Source organism: Neomesorhizobium albiziae (assembly GCF_900114255.1).
Taxonomy (GTDB): Bacteria; Pseudomonadota; Alphaproteobacteria; order Rhizobiales; family Rhizobiaceae; genus Neomesorhizobium; species Neomesorhizobium albiziae.
Map to the genome: position 1 here is coordinate 95,615 of NZ_FOSL01000007.1, position 18,888 is coordinate 114,502.

Annotated in this window: 17 protein-coding genes; 9 read left to right on the plus strand and 8 right to left on the minus strand. The window is 63.0% G+C overall.

What is annotated here, in order from left to right; genetic code table 11:
* Positions 1–177 precede the first annotated feature (177 nt).
* The 4 genes from F3H98_RS13620 to F3H98_RS13635 form a co-directional block, all read right to left on the minus strand.
* Complete coding sequence (locus F3H98_RS13620; RefSeq protein WP_149760696.1) at positions 178–1,563, minus strand: glutamine synthetase family protein; 1,386 nt, start codon at positions 1,561–1,563, stop codon at positions 178–180.
* Between the two features lie 132 nt (positions 1,564–1,695).
* Complete coding sequence (locus tag F3H98_RS13625) at positions 1,696–3,078, minus strand: aspartate aminotransferase family protein (protein ID WP_149760697.1); 1,383 nt, start codon at positions 3,076–3,078, stop codon at positions 1,696–1,698.
* 116 nt (positions 3,079–3,194) lie between these two features.
* A complete protein-coding gene (locus F3H98_RS13630) occupies positions 3,195–4,169 on the minus strand; it encodes a WD40 repeat domain-containing protein (RefSeq protein WP_149760698.1) in 975 nt (324 codons plus the stop codon).
* A 249-nt stretch (positions 4,170–4,418) separates the two neighbouring features.
* Positions 4,419–5,462 (minus strand): CobW family GTP-binding protein, encoded by a 1,044-nt coding sequence (locus F3H98_RS13635; RefSeq protein ID WP_149760699.1) that lies wholly within the window; start codon positions 5,460–5,462, stop codon positions 4,419–4,421.
* A 461-nt stretch (positions 5,463–5,923) separates the two neighbouring features.
* Here F3H98_RS13635 and F3H98_RS13640 point away from each other — a divergent pair, with 461 nt between their 5' ends.
* From F3H98_RS13640 to F3H98_RS13660, 5 genes are all read left to right on the plus strand, one after another.
* Entirely contained in the window at positions 5,924–6,394 is a 471-nt protein-coding gene (locus tag F3H98_RS13640; protein WP_149760821.1) for a MarR family winged helix-turn-helix transcriptional regulator, read from the plus strand.
* Between the two features lie 87 nt (positions 6,395–6,481).
* Entirely contained in the window at positions 6,482–7,423 is a 942-nt protein-coding gene (locus F3H98_RS13645; protein WP_244621717.1) for a DMT family transporter, read from the plus strand.
* A gap of 71 nt (positions 7,424–7,494) precedes the next feature.
* A complete protein-coding gene (locus tag F3H98_RS13650; protein WP_149760700.1) occupies positions 7,495–8,517 on the plus strand; it encodes a LacI family DNA-binding transcriptional regulator in 1,023 nt (340 codons plus the stop codon).
* 213 nt (positions 8,518–8,730) lie between these two features.
* The gene (locus F3H98_RS13655; protein WP_149760701.1) at positions 8,731–9,711 is read left to right on the plus strand and encodes a 2-hydroxyacid dehydrogenase; all 981 of its coding nucleotides are present in this window, start codon (positions 8,731–8,733) and stop codon (positions 9,709–9,711) included.
* Positions 9,712–10,019: 308 nt separating this feature from the next.
* Positions 10,020–10,433: a hypothetical protein gene (locus F3H98_RS13660; protein WP_149760702.1), complete on the plus strand. Its 414-nt coding sequence runs from the start codon at positions 10,020–10,022 to the stop codon at positions 10,431–10,433.
* Positions 10,434–10,450: 17 nt separating this feature from the next.
* On the opposite strand, the gene F3H98_RS13665 is transcribed toward F3H98_RS13660, so the two are convergent.
* Entirely contained in the window at positions 10,451–11,224 is a 774-nt protein-coding gene (locus tag F3H98_RS13665; RefSeq protein ID WP_149760703.1) for a gamma-glutamyl-gamma-aminobutyrate hydrolase family protein, read from the minus strand.
* A 306-nt stretch (positions 11,225–11,530) separates the two neighbouring features.
* Between F3H98_RS13665 and F3H98_RS13670 the strand changes: the two genes are divergently transcribed.
* Both F3H98_RS13670 and F3H98_RS13675 read left to right on the plus strand, forming a co-directional pair.
* A complete protein-coding gene (locus F3H98_RS13670) occupies positions 11,531–12,640 on the plus strand; it encodes a TRAP transporter substrate-binding protein (protein WP_149760704.1) in 1,110 nt (369 codons plus the stop codon).
* A gap of 259 nt (positions 12,641–12,899) precedes the next feature.
* A complete protein-coding gene (locus F3H98_RS13675; RefSeq protein WP_149760705.1) occupies positions 12,900–14,009 on the plus strand; it encodes a TRAP transporter substrate-binding protein in 1,110 nt (369 codons plus the stop codon).
* Between the two features lie 77 nt (positions 14,010–14,086).
* Here the strand turns inward: F3H98_RS13675 and F3H98_RS13680 are convergent, their stop codons facing one another.
* The 3 genes from F3H98_RS13680 to F3H98_RS13690 form a co-directional block, all read right to left on the minus strand.
* Entirely contained in the window at positions 14,087–15,910 is a 1,824-nt protein-coding gene (locus F3H98_RS13680; RefSeq protein WP_188130421.1) for a TRAP transporter large permease, read from the minus strand.
* The gene (locus tag F3H98_RS13685; protein ID WP_149760706.1) at positions 15,907–16,491 is read right to left on the minus strand and encodes a TRAP transporter small permease subunit; all 585 of its coding nucleotides are present in this window, start codon (positions 16,489–16,491) and stop codon (positions 15,907–15,909) included. Before F3H98_RS13685 ends, F3H98_RS13680 begins: the two co-directional genes overlap by 4 nt.
* A 179-nt stretch (positions 16,492–16,670) precedes the next feature.
* Complete coding sequence (locus F3H98_RS13690) at positions 16,671–17,576, minus strand: branched-chain amino acid ABC transporter permease (protein WP_149760707.1); 906 nt, start codon at positions 17,574–17,576, stop codon at positions 16,671–16,673.
* Between the two features lie 91 nt (positions 17,577–17,667).
* On the opposite strand from F3H98_RS13690, the gene F3H98_RS13695 reads away from it, so the two are divergent.
* Together F3H98_RS13695 and F3H98_RS13700 are read left to right on the plus strand one after the other, a co-directional pair.
* Positions 17,668–18,264 (plus strand): CGNR zinc finger domain-containing protein, encoded by a 597-nt coding sequence (locus F3H98_RS13695; protein WP_149760708.1) that lies wholly within the window; start codon positions 17,668–17,670, stop codon positions 18,262–18,264.
* On the plus strand, positions 18,257–18,790 hold the full coding sequence (locus F3H98_RS13700; protein ID WP_149760709.1) for a hypothetical protein: 534 nt from the start codon (positions 18,257–18,259) through the stop codon (positions 18,788–18,790). The genes F3H98_RS13695 and F3H98_RS13700 overlap by 8 nt, the downstream gene beginning before the upstream one ends.
* Positions 18,791–18,888 lie beyond the last annotated feature (98 nt).

Consider the following 18,888-nt stretch of genomic DNA (forward strand, 5'->3'; position numbering starts at 1 on the left):
TTTCAACTTCGTCATCCTCGGGCTTGACCCGAGGATCCATGCCGTGACTTTGGTGAAAGGCGAGATGGGTCAAGAAGAAATCGGGCGGAGTGCTTGCGTTCCGTCGTGCCTTCCTCTGGTCTGCCGGCCATCTCCCCACCCACAAGGGGAGATCATGCACGAGCGAAACCGTGCCGGTCACACCTCATGCAGATAAAGGTGGTAGTCCAGCTCGCTGACCGTGCGTGCGACACGCATGTATTCCGCCTGCTTGATGGCGGTGAAGGTGCGATGCAGGTCTTCGCCCAGCGCTTGCTTGAGGAAAGACGATGCCTTGGCTGCCTCGATCGCCGAGCGCCAGTCGGACGGCGCGTCGGCAAGCTTCGGCGCGCTCTCGTAGCCGTTGCCGGTGGTCTCCGCGCCCGGGTCGAGCTTTTCGTCGAGGCCCTTGGCGATTGCTGCCAGTACGGTCGCGGCGATCAGGTAGGGATTGGCGTCGACACCGGCCGGCCGGTGCTCGATGCGGCGGTTCTTCACGTCGCCTGCAGGGATTCGCAACGCGACCGAACGGTTGTTGACGCCCCAGGTCGGGGCCAGAGGCGCATAGGACTGGGCAACGAAACGCCGCCATGAATTGGCGTGCGGGGCAAAGATCAGCATCGATTCCGGCATGGTTGCGGCAAGGCCGCCTATCGCGTTGAGGATCGCGGGGTTCCAGGCGCCGGCAACCTCCTCGGAAAAGATGTTCTTGCCAGCGGCATCCAGCATCGAGACATGGAAATGCATGCCCGAGCCGGCATATTTTTCGATCGGCTTGGCCATGAAGCAGGCGGTGACGCCGTGGCGGCGAGCCTGCATGCGGACGAGCCGCTTCAGCAGGATCAGATCGTCGGCAGCCTGAAGCACGTCCTTGCGGTAGTGCAGCGTCAGCTCGTACTGGCCCGGCGCATATTCGGAGATCAGCGTCTCGACCGGAATGCCCTGCATCTTCGCACCGGCATAAATGTCCGAAAACAGCGGTTCCATGCCGTGCAAATGGTCGACCGAATAGACCTCGGTCTTGCCGCTCGACCGGCCGTCGAGCACAGCGCTTGCCGGCTGCACCCGGCCCTCGCCATCGCGCTCGTTCTTGAGCAGGAAGAACTCCAGCTCGAAGGCGCCGGCCGGATGCAGGCCCCTGGCTGCGAGGGCTTCGATCTGGCGTGCCAGAGCATGCCGCGGGTCCGACGTCATCGGCTGACCGTCGAGATGATACATCGACAGCAGCACCTGGCCGCGGGCCGGGTCGGTGCCGTAAAGCGGCTTCAGCGTGCCGGGGATCGGCCAGGCGCGCAGATCGCCATCGCCCGAATCCCAGATCAGGCCTGTCTCGTGGACATCCTCGCCTGTGATGTCGAGGCCGAGGATCGAGATCGGCATGTGGCGACCGCCCTCGTAGATGGACAGCAACTCATGGCGGCGGATGATTTTCCCGCGGCCGACGCCGTTGGTGTCGGTGAGCAGGATGTCGAAGGCCTCGATGTCCGGATGGGAGTCCAGAAACGCCTTCGCTTCGTCGACAGTCGAACCTGATGGGGAATTCATGATGCTGCTCTTACAGCGCGTCGCGCCGAATGGGATTCGGCGGCCACGCTGTAGCTTGTTGTTGTGCATGTCGTTTCTCCCGAAACCGAGGACACTTTCGGGCGACATGCATTAATGGCTGCCACGCTTCTCTCATGCCGCAAGCTTTGCCGCAACATCGCCGAAAGCCGCAACCAGACGGCCGATCTGGGCCCTCGTCGTGGCGGGCGAAACCAGCATCATGTTGTGGAACGGCGCAATCAGCACGCCGCGGTTGACCAGCGCCACATGGATGGCGGCCTCGAGCGCCGGCGCGTGGGCGGCTTCCGCCTCGGCGCCGTCGCGCAAGGGGCCGGGCGCGCAGATGAATTCGACGCGGGCGCCGACCCGCATGACGTGCCAGGGCAGGCGGTTGCGCGCTATCGCGGCTTTCAAACCACGCTCCAGCAGCGCGGCGAGCCGGTCCATGCGCGCATAGTTTTCGGCGGTCATCACCTCTTCCAGTGTTGCGCGCATCGCCGAAAATTGCAGCGGGTTGGCGGACAGCGTGGTGCCCATGCCGGAGTAGCCGGGTTCCTTGGTGCGGATGTAGGCGGCGTAGCGCGAGGCGGTCTCCTCGCTCATGCCCCAGACGCTGGCCGCAACGCCGCCGGCGATCGGTTTGCCGAGAACGAACAGGTCGGGTTCAAGCCCGTGGGTTTTGGTATAGCCGCCAGGCCCGGTGGATATGGTGTGCGTCTCGTCGATCAAAAGCGACGTGCCTGTCTCGCGGGTGAGCCGTCTCAATGCCTCATGGAAGCCGGGTTCGGGCAACACCATGCAGGAATTGGTCAACACCGGCTCCGTGATGACGCAAGCGACGTCCCGGTCTTTCAGCGCTGCCCGCAACGCCCCCAGGTCGTTGAATTCGACCACCTTCGCGCCGCGCGTGAGGTCGCGGAACTCGCCGGCCAGGCCGGGGCGGTTAACTGGTTTGCCGTCGACCAGCCGCACCATCGTTTCATCGACGGAGCCGTGGTAGCAGCCGTTGAAGACGAGGATCTTCTCGCGGCCGGTGATCGCGCGGGCCACGCGTAGCGCGAAACGGTTGGCGTCGGTGGCCGTCGTGGCGATCTGCCAGAAGGGCAGGCTGAACCGCTCTTGGAGAAGTGCGCCGACCGCCAGTGCATCCTCGGAAGGCAGCATGTAGGTCAGGCCCCGCCCGGCCTGCCGCCGGATGGCGCGGGCGACGGGCGCTGGCGAATGGCCGAACATCGAGCCGGTGTCGCCGAGGCAGAAATCGTCGAGCCGGTTGCCGTCGACATCGGTGATGGTGGCGCCTCTTGCGCTGTCGACCAGTATGGGGAAAGGCGTCGGCCAGTCGGTCATCCAGTGCATGGGCACGCCGCCGAAGAAGCCGGCAATGCCGTTGCCGGTTCGCGCCTGCGACTTCGGCCGCGCCCGGCGGAAGATTTCCGCCTCGTCAGCGCGCAACGCCGCTATGCGCCGGGCATCGATGCCGCCGATCATGCCGCCCGAGTTCTCGCCGACGCTCATTCAATCCCCCTCTTCGCGCGGCACTTTAACCAGTCGCCGTTGCCGGCCGCAATTGGCCGCCGCACGGGGGAGCGTTGGCTCAGGAGCCTCAAATCCGAGGCCGGGCGGGTTGATGATCAGGCGGTGATGTCGACAACGCCGCAATCGCCGGGCTCGGTTCCAAACGCGATGCGGCGGCCTTCCCGGTCCCAGGCCAACGAGGTGATGGCGCCCTTGCCAGGGCGGCGCAACAGCACCTCCTTCTGGTCGGCGAAACGCGCGGCGAGCACCATGCCGTCGGCATATCCGATCGCGGCAATCTCGTCGGTGGGATGGCAGGCGACCGCCGTCACCATCAGATTGCCGCGGGTGCCGAGTTCGAGCGGCGCCTTGCCCATGGGGCCGTCCTTGCTCTGGAACGGCCAGACGATCGCGGCGGGTGCGCCCGAACTTGCCAGCCATCTGCCCTTGGCGCTCCATGACATGGACTTCACCTTGGCGGGGTAGCCGGTCATGCGCATATGCTTGCCGTCGGCCAGCTTCCAGCCATGCAAAGCGTTCTCCTGCATGGTGGTGACGAGGAAATTGCCGTCAGGCGAAAAGGTGATGCCGGTGTGGGCGCCGTCCCATTGCAGTTCGGTCGGCTTGCCGTCGGCGGCGGGAAAATGCAGCGTTGCGCCATTGTAGCGGGCAACGCCAATGCGCATGCCCTTCGGCGAGAAGGCGACGCCTTCGACCGAGCGGGGATGGACGAATTCCTTCACCTTGCCATCGGGCAAACGCACCCAGGCGTTGCGGCCGGAGGCATAGGCGAGCGCGCCCTGCGGGCCGGCAGCCACCGATGTGACCCACTTCCTGCCGATCCCGGCCAATTCCTCCGCAACGCCTGCGGAGGTCAAGCCCATGACCTTGCCGTCCTCGCCACCCGAAATCAGCCGGTCGTTTTTGGCCGATGTCGTCGCCGAAAGCAGCCCATCGTGCAGTTTCAGGGATTCCTGGCCATGGTCGAGCCAGTGCACCATGCCGTCGGCGAGCGCGAAAAACGGGATGTCGTCGACGAAAGCGGCGGCAACGCAATGTCCGTCGAGATCGAGTGGGGCGACTGTGGGCATGAGGGTACTCGTCGATTCGGGATTTTAGCTGCTCTCACCCTTACCCTCTCCCGTCAGGCACGGGGAGAGGGCTCGACATCGACGCTCTCCCTCGGCCGCTAATCGCGGGAGGAAAAGTACGTGCGGGCGGAATGAGTAGGCGCGAGACTAGAGCGATTCTGGTTCTTTCAGAACCGATAACTCGCTCTAAATATTTGTCTTGCCGCATTTATGCGGTCGCCAAATGATTCCATTTGGCTGCAAAATGCTCTAAGCCGCCTGGCAGGCCTCGAAGGTGCGCTTCAGCTTTTCCGCATCAAGTTCGCGGCCGATGAACACCAGCCGGCTGTCGTGGCTCTCGCCATCCTTCCAGGCGCGCTGGTGATCGCCTTCGATGATCATGTGGACACCCTGGATGACATAGCGGTCCGGATCGTCCTTGAAGGCGATGATGCCCTTCAGGCGCAGGATGTTCGGTCCCTCGGCCTGGGTGATCTTCTCGATCCAGGGGAAGAACTTCTTCGAATCCATCTCGCCGCCGCGCAACGAGACAGATTGCACCGTCACGTCGTGGATCGGCGAAACGCCGTGGTCATGGTGATGATGATCATGGTCATGGTCATGGTCATCATCATGATGGTCGTCATGGTCGTGATCGTGCGCTTCGAGGAAGTGCGGGTCGTTTTCCAGCGCACGGCTGAGATCGAAGGCGCCGCGGTCGAGCACCTCGTCCAGCGCCACCCCGGCCCGCGTCGTACGATGGATTTTCGCCGCGGGATTGATGGCGCGGATCGCCGCCTCGACGTTGCGCAGTTCCTCGTCGTTGACGAGATCGGTCTTGTTGAGCACGACCACGTCGGCGAAAGCGATCTGGTCCTCGGCCTCGCGGCTGTCTTTCAGGCGCAGCGGCAGGTGCTTGGCATCGACCAGCGCCACCACGGCGTCGAGCTTGGTCTTCGAGCGCACATCGTCATCCATGAAGAATGTCTGCGCCACCGGAACAGGATCGGCCAGACCTGTGGTCTCGACGACGATGGCGTCGAAGCGACCGGGCCGGCGCATCAGGCCCTCGACGACCCGAATCAGGTCGCCGCGCACCGTGCAGCAGACGCAGCCGTTGTTCATCTCGTAGATTTCCTCGTCGGATTCCACGATCAGGTCGTTGTCGATACCGATCTCGCCGAATTCGTTGACGATAACAGCATACCGCTTGCCATGATTCTCAGACAGAATGCGGTTCAGCAGCGTTGTCTTGCCGGAACCGAGATAGCCAGTGAGGACGGTCACGGGAATCTGCGTCTGAACTTCGCTCATCGATGCACCTTCAAAGTCGTAAATCCTGATGATGGGCTCCATATAGGGCGGCGTCCTGGCTTTTGCACGCAGGAAAGCCGGCCGTTGTCAGACCCCGCACCCATGTCCATGGAAAGAAATCGCGACACTTCCGGCCGGGTTGGAAAATTGAGTCTTCTCGATCTTGGCCCATCGGAAAGAACCTACGTCGAAAGTCGTAGACGCCGGAACATCTCTTGGGAAGCGGCAAAAGAAAACTTGAGGCATAACGCTTCAGCCAGCCCGCCAGTCGAAAGGAAAAACGCGACAGTTTCGTTTGTCATCTAATTGAAATGTGCATCTGGCATTAGCTGCGCATGCAAGCGGTTCGGTTGCCGGCAAAGAGTAATGCTGGCGAGGCGACGCGCGGCAATCGTCGATTGCCAATGAAGTCATGGCGGACCATGCTCAAGGTGGCCGCCGGTTCGTCGGAGAAGGAAACGATGGCCAAGGCAGACAGGGGTGCTACGATGAGCCGGCTGCAATCCGCAGCGCGGCTTTCCAGAACCGCGCTTGCGGCGCGGCTGCTCAACCACGGCTTCTATGCCGGGCAGGACCAGATCATGCTGGCGCTCGACCATGAGGACGGGCAGACGCCCGGCCAACTGGCGGGGCGTCTCGGGGTTCGGCCGCCGACCATCACCAAGACGATCAACCGCCTGCAGGTGCAGGGTTTTCTGGACAAGAAGGCCTCCGATTCGGACGCTCGCCAGGCACATATATTCCTGACCGAGAAGGGCACGGAAGCGATCAGGGCCATCGAGAAATCGGTGCGCAAGACCGAGAAGCAGGCCTTGAAGGGTCTCGACAAGAAGGACCAGAAGGCGCTGGCGAAGCTGCTGTCGCGGGTCGAGGCGAACCTGTCCAACGGCCAGGCCGTCGAAATCGACGACGAACCCGAGACGGAAGAATAGCCGGCTCTCCGCGCTTTCAGCTTGCGGTTTCGAACTTGAGCCGCCAAGACGGTGGCGACCACAGCCGGCATACGGACTTCCCCCTTCGTGACCGCTCAGAACAATTCACAGGAAAGCGCCACGCCGGCGTCGGCGATCCTGCTGGTCATCGGCGCCGGCCTGCTTTTTTCGTTCCTCGATGCCAGCGCCAAATATCTGGTGCTTGGCGGCATGGCGGCGCCCTTCGTTTCCTGGATGCGCTTTGCCGTGCATGTCGTGCTTTTCGTGGTGCTGTTCCGACCGTGGACGAACATCCGGATGCTGCGCGCCCACAGCCTGCCGCTGCAGGTCCTGCGCGCCGTTTTCCTGTTCGGTTCGACCTTCTTCAACTTTCTGGCCCTGAACACGCTGCAACTGGCGCAGACGATGTCGATCTTCTTCTTCGCGCCGATGGTCATCACCGCGCTTGCCGGGCCGCTGCTCGGCGAATGGGCGGGCTGGCGGCGCTGGCTGGCGATCGCCGCGGGCTTTGTCGGCGTGCTGGTGATCACCCGGCCCGGCGTGGCGAGCTTCGAGATGGGCCACGTCTTCGCGCTCTGCTCAATGCTCAGCTATTCGTTCTACGTGATCATGACGCGTTCGATGGGAGCGACGGAGACGCCGGAAAGCCTGATCTTCTATTCCGCGCTGGCGCCGGTGATCCTGATGCTGCCGGCGGTGCCGGCGACCGCGTCGATGCCCCACGGCGCGTTGCAATGGATCATCCTCCTGTCGCTGGGTTTTTACGGCGGCTTCGGTCACTGGCTGCTAATCAAGGCCTATCGACAAGCGACCACCGCGGCGCTGGCGCCTTATCCCTACCTGCAGATGGTGTGGATGATCTGCTTCGGTTACGTGGTGTTCGACCAGTTTCCTGATCGCTACACGCTCGGCGGCGCCGGAATCATCGTGGCGAGCGGGCTCTATATCGTGCACCGGGAGCACCGGCTGCGGCTGAAGAACCGCACGGCGCCAAACACCGAAGACGAGGAACTGGCGAAAAAGCTTTGATTTCAGCCCAGCCGATGGCATAAGCCGATTTTAAACTGTTTAAATCGACCGGCCAAAGGCTGGAGGGTGTACTGGCACAAAAGATCAAGCTTTCCACCATCGCCGATGCTCTTGGCGTTTCCACAGCGACGGTGTCGCTCGCGCTGCGCGACAGCCCGCTGGTCGCCGACGCGACCCGCGACCGCATCAAGGAGCATGCCCGCACCATCGGCTATATCTACAACCGCCGCGCCGCCAGCCTGAGGACGTCGCGATCGGGCATCGTCGGCGTCGTCGTGCACGACATCATGAACCCGTTCTTTGCCGAGATTCTGCGCTCGATCGAAAGCGAACTCGACCGCAGCCGCCAGACTTTCATCCTTTCCAACCATTACGACCAGCTGGAAAAGCAGCGCACCTTCATCGATACCCTGCTGCAGCTGGGCGCCGACGGGGTGATCATGTCGCCGGCGATCGGTACGCCGGCGGAGGACATCCGGCTGGCCGAGGAAAACGGCCTGCCGGCGGTGCTGATCGCCCGTTCGGTCGAGGGCGCCGATGTCCCGGTCTTCCGGGGCGACGATGCCTACGGCATCGGCCTTGCCACGAATCATCTGATTTCGCTCGGCCACCACCGCATCGCCATGATTGGCGGCACCGACCAGACGTCGACAGGCCGCGACCGCTTTCAGGGCTATGTCGCGGCGATGCAGGCGGCCGGACTGGAGGTCAAGCCGCATTGGCGCCTTCCCGGACCGCGCACCAAGCAGGGCGGCTTCGAATCCGCCGGACAGTTCCTGGCGCTGAAGGACAAGCCGACAGCGGCGGTCTGCTGGAACGACCTGGTGGCGATCGGGCTGATGAACGGCATTGCGCGGGCCGGGCTGGTGCCTGGCGTCGATGTTTCCGTAACCGGCTACGACGACCTCGAAGAGGCGGCCATCGCCACCCCGGCGCTGACCACGGTGTGGAACGGCCAGCGGGAAGTCGGCCGCCGCGCCGCGCGTGTTCTGCTCGACAGGCTGAACGGCGCCGCCATGCGCGCCAGCCAGGAGCTTATCAAGCCGGAACTGCATGTGCGCCAATCGACCGGCAAGCCCGTCGAGCGGAATTGATCGAGACTGCGATTGCCGGGCCGCGATTGCAACTCGGCCGGCAATTGCTAGAATTACCTTGGCGGTTGGACCGGAAATCCGCGAGCAGCGATTTTCCGTCTGACCCGGCGGCCGGAGTTTCCCGCTCGCTGCGGGAAGGCAAGCGGCGACTTTCCCGGTCCCGCTATCCGGCCGTCTCAGGTTCCCTCTGTCGAAAGCCCGGAAAGTCCCATCATGACCAGCGACACCAGTGCCGTGACCATCCTCGTGCCGGGAAGACTGCACGACCATGCGGCGAAACGGGTGGACGGCGCTTTCCGGATGGTGCGCCTCCAGCGGGCGGACGCAGGGCTGGTCACCGGCGCGATGGCTGAAAGCGTGCGGGGCATCGCCGCGATGACGACGATCGACGCGGCTTTCATCGACGCACTGCCGAATCTCGAGATCATCGCCAATTTCGGCGTCGGCTACGACGCGGTCGACGCCAGGCATGCCGGCAAGAGGGGCGTCATGGTCACCAACACGCCGGACGTGCTGACCGAGGAGGTCGCCGACACCGCACTTGGGCTGCTTCTGAACACGGTTCGCGAACTGCCGAAGGCCGAGGCATGGCTGAGGGAGGGGCGGTGGGTGCGCGATGGCGCCTATCCGCTGACCGGGACGACGTTGCGCGGCCGCCGAGCCGGGATTTTCGGCATGGGCCGCATCGGCCTGGCGATCGCACGCCGGCTGGAAGCGTTCGGCCTGCCGGTTGCCTATCACAACCGCAGCCGGGTCGAGGCGGTGGCTTACGACTATCATCCGACGCTGCTTGGTCTGGCGGGCGCGGTCGACACCCTGATTTCGGTGGCGCCAGGCGGGGCGGCAACCGACAAGGCGGTCGGCAAGGAGGTTCTGGAAGCGCTCGGCCCGAACGGCGTGTTCGTCAACATCGGCCGGGGCAGCACCGTGGATGAAGCGGCGCTGGCCACCGCGCTTGCCAACGGCACGATCCGCGCTGCCGGTCTCGACGTGTTCGCCAACGAACCGCACGTGCCGGAGGCGCTGCTCGATGCGCCCAACACCAGCCTGTTGCCGCATGTCGGCTCGGCTTCGAAACATACGCGCGAAGCGATGGCCGATCTCGTCGTCGACAATCTGCTGGCATGGTTCGGCGAGGGACGTCCGCTGACGCCGGTGCCTGAAACGGCGGGTGTCGCGGCGAAGCAGCGTTAGAGCGGAATGCATTCAAGTTGAACCGGGCATTCCGCTCTGTCTGCTTGTTTAGCCGCATTCGTGCGACGCCAGGTGATTCCACCTGGCTGCAAATGTTCCAGCCGGCCGTTGAGATCGCCGCGAAAATTTGTCTTTCGTCGTTAATGCGCCCTTAAGCCCTGCGGCGCCATCGTCCTCTCCGGCGGCATTTTGGGCTGGAGCGGTTCAGGTTCCTTCAGAACCGATAACTCGCTCCAACGATTTGTTTGCCGCATTTATGCGAACGCCAAATGATTCCATTTGGCTGCAAAATGCGATGGGGGGCTGTCATGAAACTTTTCCCGGCACTTCTAGCAGTCGGGCTGGCGCTCGGCGCTGCTTTCGTCGCAAAGGGCAAACCGCCCGAAACCACGGCGGCTTCGATGCTTGCGCCGGAGGCAAAGACCAGCCAGTCGTCCAGCGAAGGCCGGTATCTGCTACGGTCGGGCGACGATGTCGCCTGCGCCGTCGTGCGTGGCAAGGCAGCGGGCGACGGAGCCTATATGCTCAGCGCGGACGCGGATTGCGAGCGGCTGCTACCTGGACTTTCCAAGGTGCGGTTCTGGCAGGAGCGCGACGACGCGGTGGTGGTTTTCAGCCGCGACGGCACCGACGATCTGGTTACCTTCGCGGTGGCCGACGGTGTCGCATACGAATCGTTCCGTCCAGCGTCGGCGCTGATCTCGCTCGTCGCCGCGGACTGAAGCCGGGCTGCGGAAACCTATTCCGCAGCCGTCCTTGCGCCTGTCCTGGCAAGTGCATGGGCGCGCACGGCGTCGCCGAACGCGCGGAATATCCGTGCGGAGTTGTCGTCCGACTTCACCCAGTATTCCGGATGCCACTGCACGCCGACGGCAAAGGCGCGGCTGTCCCTGACCGAAACCGCCTCGACGGTGCCATCCTCGGCAACGGCTTCGACCTGCAGCCGGGTGCCCAGCCGGTCCACAGCCTGACGGTGCACCGAATTGACCTTGATTTCACCGGCGCCGAACACGCCAGCCAGGCAACTGCCGGGCTTGATCGCCACCGGCTGGCGGATCGCAAAGCGCTCATCCTGATCGTCGCTGACCGGCGCGCGGTGATCGAGCGATCCTTCGCGGTCCTGGATTTCGGTCGCGAGCGAGCCGCCCAGCGCGACGTTCAGCTCCTGGATGCCGCGGCAGATGGCCAGCAGCGGCACGCCGTATTCGATCGCCTTGCGGATCAGCGGCAGAGTGGTGGCGTCGCGCGCCGGATCGTAGGGCCCGTTGGCTTCGCTGGCGTCGCCGCCGTAAAGGGAGGGGTGCACGTTGGATTTCGATCCGGTCACCATCACACCGTCAACCGAGGCCAGCAGGCGATCGAGATCGAGGCGCTCGCCGAAGGACGGCACCATGACCGGAAAGACGCCGGCGGCGGAGACGGCCGCCTCGAGATATTGCTGCGGGGTGGCGTGCCAGGTGTTGTTGTCGAACTGGCGGACATCGGTCGAAACGGCAACGAGCGGCTGATGCATGGTCGGCTTTCGGTAACGGGCGCGATTCCGGTGCGCGCCATAAGATGAACTTGCGGCGAATCTAGTCACGATTGCGGTTTTTTTCCACTGCCTCGACGCGGAGCCGTTTGGCACAGCATTGGCGGATTAAACTAAAGTTGCATGCGCTGGTTGCCGGCCGCGGATATTTCCACCGGCCGTTATTTTCCGTGCCGCCGCGCGGCTGGACACGGTTTTGTTAACATGTATTGTGCCGCGATGCCGCGCGCCGGGTTTGGGCAAAGAGCTTGGGCTGGCGGCCAAAACAATCCCTGTGGAGGAGAATTCATGGATCGCCGTTCATTCATCAGAAAGGCCGGTGCGACCGGCGCCGGAGCGGCAGTCGCCGCGACCACGCTCGCGGCCCCGGCAATTGCCCAGTCCAATCCGAAGGTAACGTGGCGCCTGACGTCGTCGTTCCCGAAGTCGCTGGACACCATCTATGGCGGCGCCGAGACCTTCTCGAAGATGCTGTCGGAAGCGACAGACGGCAATTTCACGGTTCAGGTCTTCGCGGCCGGCGAGATCGTGCCTGGCTTGCAGGCTGCCGACGCGACGACAGCCGGCACCGTCGAGGCCTGCCATACGGTCTCCTATTATTACTGGGGCAAGAACCCGACCTGGGCGCTCGGTGCGGCCGTTCCGTTCGCGCTCAACGCGCGCGGCATGAACGCCTGGCATTATCACGGCGGCGGCATCGACCTGTTCAACGAGTTCCTTGGCACCCAGGGTCTTGTCGGCTTCCCCGGCGGCAACACCGGCGTGCAGATGGGCGGCTGGTTCCGCAAGGAAATCAATACCGTCGCCGACATGCAGGGCCTGAAGATGCGCATCGGCGGCTTCGCCGGCAAGGTGGTCGAGAAGCTCGGCGTTGTGCCGCAGCAGATTGCCGGCGGCGATATCTATCCGGCGCTGGAGAAGGGCACCATCGACGCTGCCGAATGGGTCGGCCCGTACGATGACGAAAAGCTCGGCTTCCAGAAGGTGGCGCCGTATTATTATTATCCGGGCTGGTGGGAAGGCGGACCGACCGTCCACCTGATGTTCAACAAGGCGAAGTACGAGGAACTGCCGGCGGCATACAAGTCGCTGCTGCGCACGGCTGCACATGCCGCGGACGCCGACATGCTGCAGAAGTACGACTACAAGAACCCGACGGCGATCAAGAGCCTGGTGGCCAATGGCGCGCAATTGCGTCCATTCAGCCAGGAAATCCTGCTTGCCTGCTTCGACAAGTCGAATGAGGTCTATGCCGAAATGACCGCCGGCAATCCCGAATTCAAGAAGATCTGGGATTCGATCACCGCGTTCCGCAAGGATTATTACCTCAATGCGCAGGTCGCGGAATACAACTACGACACCTTCATGATGATCCAGCAGCGCGGCGGAAAACTCTGATTTTACCGACCGTGTTTTTTGGGGCCCGGTGCGAAAGCGCCGGGCCTTTTCATTTGAGACGCAATCGGGACAAATTGCTAAATTTATTTACTTTCTGGAATCGAAGAAGACGATGCTTTAGCGTCTTCGAAGCGTGTTGGCCGTTGCTTCCGGCGCTGCTGGACAGCCTTCTTCTCCCGTGTATTGATTGCGCCCTGCCGGCAGCCGACACCAAAGATCGGTCCGGCATTCTTTTGATCCATAAATGGGAGATTATAGAATGGATCGTCGTTCCTTCATCAAACGGGCCGGGGCCGCCGGCGCAGGTGCTGCCGCAACAGCAGCGACACTCGCCGCGCCGGCAATAGCACAATCGGCCCCGAAGATTTCCTGGCGTTGCACGTCGTCCTTTCCCAAGGCGCTCGATACCATCTTCGGCGCGGCGCAGACGATGGCGAAGTATGTCAAGGAATCCACGGACGGCAATTTCGACATCCAGGTCTTTGCGGCCGGCGAGATCGTGCCGGGCCTGCAGGCTGCGGATGCCGCGGCCGCCGGAACCGTGGAGATGTGCCACACGGCTTCCTACTATTACTGGGGCAAGGATCCGACCTATGCGCTGGCGACGGCCGTCCCCTTCATGTTCAACGACCGCCAGATGAACGCCTGGCTCTATTATGGCGACGGCAACGCGCTGCTGAACGAATTCTATGCGACCAAGGGCCTCTACGGCCTGGCGTGCGGCAACACGGGAGCCCAGATGGGCGGCTGGTACCGCAAGGAAATCAATACACTTGCCGACCTCAAGGGCCTGAAAATGCGTATCGGCGGTTTTGCCGGCAAGGTGGTCGAGAAGCTGGGGGTGGTGCCGCAGCAGATTGCCGGCGGCGACATTTATCCGGCGCTGGAAAAGGGCACGATCGATGCGGCGGAGTGGGTTGGTCCCTACGATGACGAGAAGCTCGGCTTCCAGAAGGTCGCCCCCTATTACTATTATCCCGGCTGGTGGGAAGGCGGGCCGACATTGCACACGCTCGTCAATCTCGCCAAGTGGAACGAACTGCCGAAAGCCTACCAGGCGGCGGTGGCTTCGGCCTGCGAGGCGGCAAATTGCGACATGATGGCGAGCTACGACTACAAGAACCCTGGCGCCTTGAAGCGCCTCGTCGCCGGTGGCGCGCAGTTGCGGCCTTTCAGCCAGGAGATCCTTTCAGCCTGCTTTGATTCGGCAAACGCGACCTATGCCGAAATTTCCGCTTCGAACGCCGCCTTCAAGAAAATCTATGACAGCCAGGCGGCGTTCCGGAAGGATGCCTATCTGTGGGCGCAAATTTCGGAATACACGTTCGACACCTTCATGATGATCCAGCAGCGCAACGGCAAACTCTGAGCATCGTTGCGTGACACTCGTCTCGAAAGAAAAAACCCGGAAGCACGCTTCCGGGTTTTTTCTTAACTTGTAGAGCTTCAGTTGAAGCTTGGCGGTTTTGAAAGATCCGTGGCCGGCGGTGTGGGCTGTGCCGGCGTGGAACCTGCTGGCGCGTCGAACTTCGGCGGCTGCGAGAGGTCGTTGGCCGGCGGCGCCGGCTGAGCTGGCGGCGTCGCCGCGCCATCCGCGGGAGGAGCCCCGAGCGGCGGCAGGCCAAGCCCAGGCAGGCCCTGCAGCCCTGGCTGGTTGCCGCCGAAGGGCGGCACCACGATCTCGATGGTGGACGGATCCACGGGCTTGCCCTTGTAGTGCATCACCATCTGCGGGAAGGCGATGGTAAGACCGACCATGATGACCTGGATGCAGACGAACGGCACCGCGCCCCAATAGATCTGCCCGGTGGTGATTGGCTCGATCTTCTTCTTGGTGATGCGGTCGATGTAGGGCACGCGGGCGGCGACCGATCGCAGGTAGAACAGCGCGAAACCGAAGGGCGGATGCATGAAGCTGGTCTGCATGTTGATGCCGAGCAGCACGCCGAACCAGATCAGGTCGATTCCGAGTTTGTCGGCGGCTGGAGCCAGCAGCGGCACGATGATGAAGGCCAGTTCGAAGAAATCGAGGAAGAAGGCCAGCAGGAAGACGAGGATGTTGACGACGATCAGGAAGCCGATCTCGCCGCCCGGCAGGGACACCAGCAGGTGCTCGACCCAGAGATGCCCGTTGACGCCGTAGAAAGTGAGCGAAAAGACACGGGCGCCGATCAGGATGAACAGTACGAAGGACGACAGGCGCGTCGTCGATGCCAGCGCCTGCTTGATGACGTCGAGCGACAACCGGCCCTTTGCAGCCGCCATGATCAGCGCGCCGACGGCACCCATTGCGCCGCCTTCGGTTGGCGTTGCGATGCCGAGGAAGATGGTGCCGAGCACCAGGAAGATCAGCGCCAGCGGCGGGATGAGGACGATGATCACCTGCTGGGCGAGCCGCGACATCAGGTTGAAATTGAGGCCGCGGTCGGCAAGGGCGAAAATGTAGATGACGATGACGCCGACAGTGGCGCCGAGGATGTCGGCATTGGCGCCTTGCGTGGGCGACAGATAGACATGCGCGGCATAGGCTATGACCGCCGTCACCAGTAGTGCGACGATCAGCGACAACACGCCGTGGCCGAGAGTGCGCGCTTCCAGCGGCAGCGCCGGCATCGAGTCGCGTTTCCAGAACGACATCGTCAGGATGTAGAGCATGTAGAGGCCGGTCAGCACGAGGCCGGGGATCAGCGCGCCCTTGTACATGTCGCCGACCGAGCGGCCGAGCTGGTCGGCAAGCACGATCAGCACCAGCGACGGCGGGATGATCTGCGCAAGCGTGCCGGACGCCGCGATGACGCCGGAGGCGACACGCCGGTCGTAGCCGTAGCGCAGCATGATCGGCAGCGAGATCAGGCCCATGGCGATGACCGACGCCGCGACCACACCGGTTGTGGCGGCGAGCAGCGCGCCGACGAAGATGACGGCATAGGCGAGGCCGCCGCGGATCGGGCCGAACAGTTGGCCGATCGTATCGAGCAGGTCCTCCGCCATGCCCGAGCGTTCGAGCACGATGCCCATGAACGTGAAGAAGGGGATGGCGAGCAGCGTGTCGTTCGACATCACCCCCCAGAAACGTTCCGGCAAGGCGTACAGCAGCGGCCAGGACAGGTTGATGGTGTTGTTCGAAAAGGGCGCCAGTTCGACGCCGATGAAAAAGAAAAGCAGCCCGTTGGCCGCCAGCGAGAAGGCGACGGGATAGCCGAGCAGCATGAAGATGATGAGCGAAAAGAACATGATCGGCGCCATGTTCTGGGCGATGAACTCGATCACGAGCGGACCTCCTCGGCGAGCGCCTTGGCTTCGAGTTCTGCCTGTTCATGAACGGATATGAAGGGCGTTGGATCGTCCATGTCGCCGCGCATGATGGCGATCTTCTTGATGATCTCGGAAATGCCTTGCAGGCCGAGCAGCGAGAAGCCGATCAAAAGCAGCGACTTGGCGGGCCATATGATCAGCCCGCCGGCGCTCGACGACACTTCGCCCGAACGGAAGGAGAGGCCCACATACGGGATGAAGTAGTAAATCATCAGGAGGACGAAGGGCATCAGGAAGAAGATGTGCCCGAAAAGGTCGATCCAGTGCTGGGTGCGGCGCGAAAACATGCCGTAGACGATGTCGATGCGGATGTGCTCGTTCTGTTTCAGCGTGTAGGCGGCGGCGAGCAGGAAAGCGGCGCCGAACAGATACCATTGCAGCTCCAGCCAGGCGTTCGACGACATATTGAAGGTCTTGCGGATGACGGCATTGCCGGCGCTGACCAGCACGGCAAGCAGGATCAACCAGGATACCCACTTGCCGATGAATTCGTTGAGGCGGTCAATCCCCCTGGATAGAGCGAGCAGCCCTGCCATGTATTCCTCCCGGAATTGTTCTTGTTGGGCGCGCGGAGTTCCCATTCCGGCACGCGACGTACGCAACCATATGTCGACACCGGGAAGGATCGTCAACAGCAAGTCGGCGATCGGCTGTGGCTGATAACAGCTAATGCTCGTGGCCCAACCAGGGCAGGACACTCTCGACGTGATTTGCCTCAGGGAACCGGGCGTTCCTGCTTGTCCGGCGATTGCAGGACGAGGATGGCGACCAGTGCGAGGAAGACGGCGGCATCGCGCCATTCGACCGGGAAGTATCCTGTCCACAGCGTCTCGGCCATGCCGAAGGCCACCGCCCCCAATGCGGCGCGCGGCGGCGAATTGTAGCCGCCGACGGCCGTGACGAAGAGGATTTTCAGGCCGAAGATCAGGCCGGTGCCGAAGCTGATGTTGCCGTAGTAGAGCCCGGCCAGAATGCCGGCGAGCGCCGCGATCAGTCCGCCGAAGATTACCGCAAGATGAAAAATGCGCTGTACGTCGACGCCGCACATCCTTGCCGCCGCCGGATCGTCGGAAACAGCCCGCAAATGCCGGCCGAACGTGGAGCGGGAGAGCAGAACCGTCAGCCCCAGGATCGCCAGGGCCGCGACCACGCAGTTGACCAGTTGGATGACCGTCAAGGTGGCGCGGAAGCCATCGGCGGAGGCGAAGACCACGGGCTCGGCCAGCATCGGCGGCAGCCAGAAGTCGCGGGTTTCGGCCGCGATCCGCGCCAGTTCCATCAGTACCAGCGAGACCCCCAATGTCGCCGCCACGATCGTGTTGGGCGAACTCTCGGCGAGCGGCGCAAACACCGCGCGCGAGAAGATGTTGCTGACCAGCGCCGCGTAGCCGAAGCCGGCGGCGATGCCGAGCGCCACCGTTGCCGGCAAGGTCAGCCAAAGCACGTACCAGCCGAAGACCGCGACCAGGATCATGGCCTGTCCAGAAAAGGCGAACAGCGCGCCATAGGCGAGGTTGGTGCGGCGGATGACGCTGTTGGTCAGCGCATAGCCGAAAGCCAGCAGCGCGTAGATGGCGCTCGCATGCACCCCGTTCAGCACCTGCTGGAAAAAATAGAGCATCGACCTTCCGCATGCCGAGACCGCAGCGCGACCTGACCGTGCCGCCGCGAATCTAACTTGTCAAATGTATTTTACCGGTTAGATTTGTGGCATGGCGGTTTCTTGGACACGGCACCGGTTTTCCGGCGGCACGCTGGCGCTCGATACGACGAACACGGTTGTGCATCGCGGCGACGCGACGCGATCGTTCGACCGATTTGAGGACCCGCAGGAGATTGCTCGCTTTGCAGCGGCAGCGCAGGGCTTCCGGGCGGCCGAAATCGGCGATCGCAGGCTTTGCGTGATCGATGCGTCCGCGATCCGCGAAACGGTCCTCGCAATCCGGGAAACGACCGACGCCTTGTTTCGTGGCGGCGCTGCAGGCGGGGAACTGGATCCCGTTTCGCTGCCGCCATTTCTGCGCGCCTGCGCCGACGGTCTCGATGCCGCGGGCCAGAGCGGTCCGGGGCGGCATGAAGCGTCGGCGGTTGCGTTCGAGGCGGCGCTCGCCATGTCGGCGCTGGCGCTGCTTTCGCAACAGAATTACCGGCGCATTCGCGTCTGCCCCAACTGCAACTGGCTGTTTCTCGATCGCAGCCGCAATGCGAGCCGCCTGTGGTGCGACATGACCGTCTGCGGCAACCGCCAGAAGGCAAAGCGCCACTATCGACGCCGCAAGGCGACCGAGGAGGATTTTCCCAATGCCTGAAATCCCCGCAAAAAGTACGATGGCGGCGCTTTTCGTTGCCGGGTTGCTTGGCCTTGGCGCCTGCCGAGAAAGCGGCGGCGAGGGCGAATATTTCGAGATTGCCGGAAAGCTCTTCGTCTTCAACTACCGTGTCGCCACCGCCACCTATCTGGTCAATCTGAAGCCTTTGAAGCCGGTCGGCGAGGGCGAAACCGCGGTGGCAACCTTCGAGGACCCGGCGGGGGGAGAACCCATCGTGGTGCGCAAGAAAATCTGGCCGAAACTCGAAAAGACGACGATCGAGAGCCCGCCGCTGCGGTGCGTGGTCAAGGACCGGCCTTATCAGGTGTCGATCGACATCGAGGGACCGGACGGAAAGATCATGCAGACCATCAAGACGACGATGGCGTCGTCCGAGGACCAGTCGCTGCTGCCGGACAGGCCGCTGGTGGTGGGGCCGCTCTATACGCCGAATCCGGAACTTGCCGGGCGGCCAAGCGGCAAGCTGGACGTCACCAACGAAGCCGGTTGTCCCGACGGCGTTTAGCCCCTTTCAATGAAAAGCACCTAGCGCGGTCATGTCTGGGTAACTAATTTGCGTAAACCAGGCACGTGACGCCACATTCGTTCGTCGTGATGGTAGTT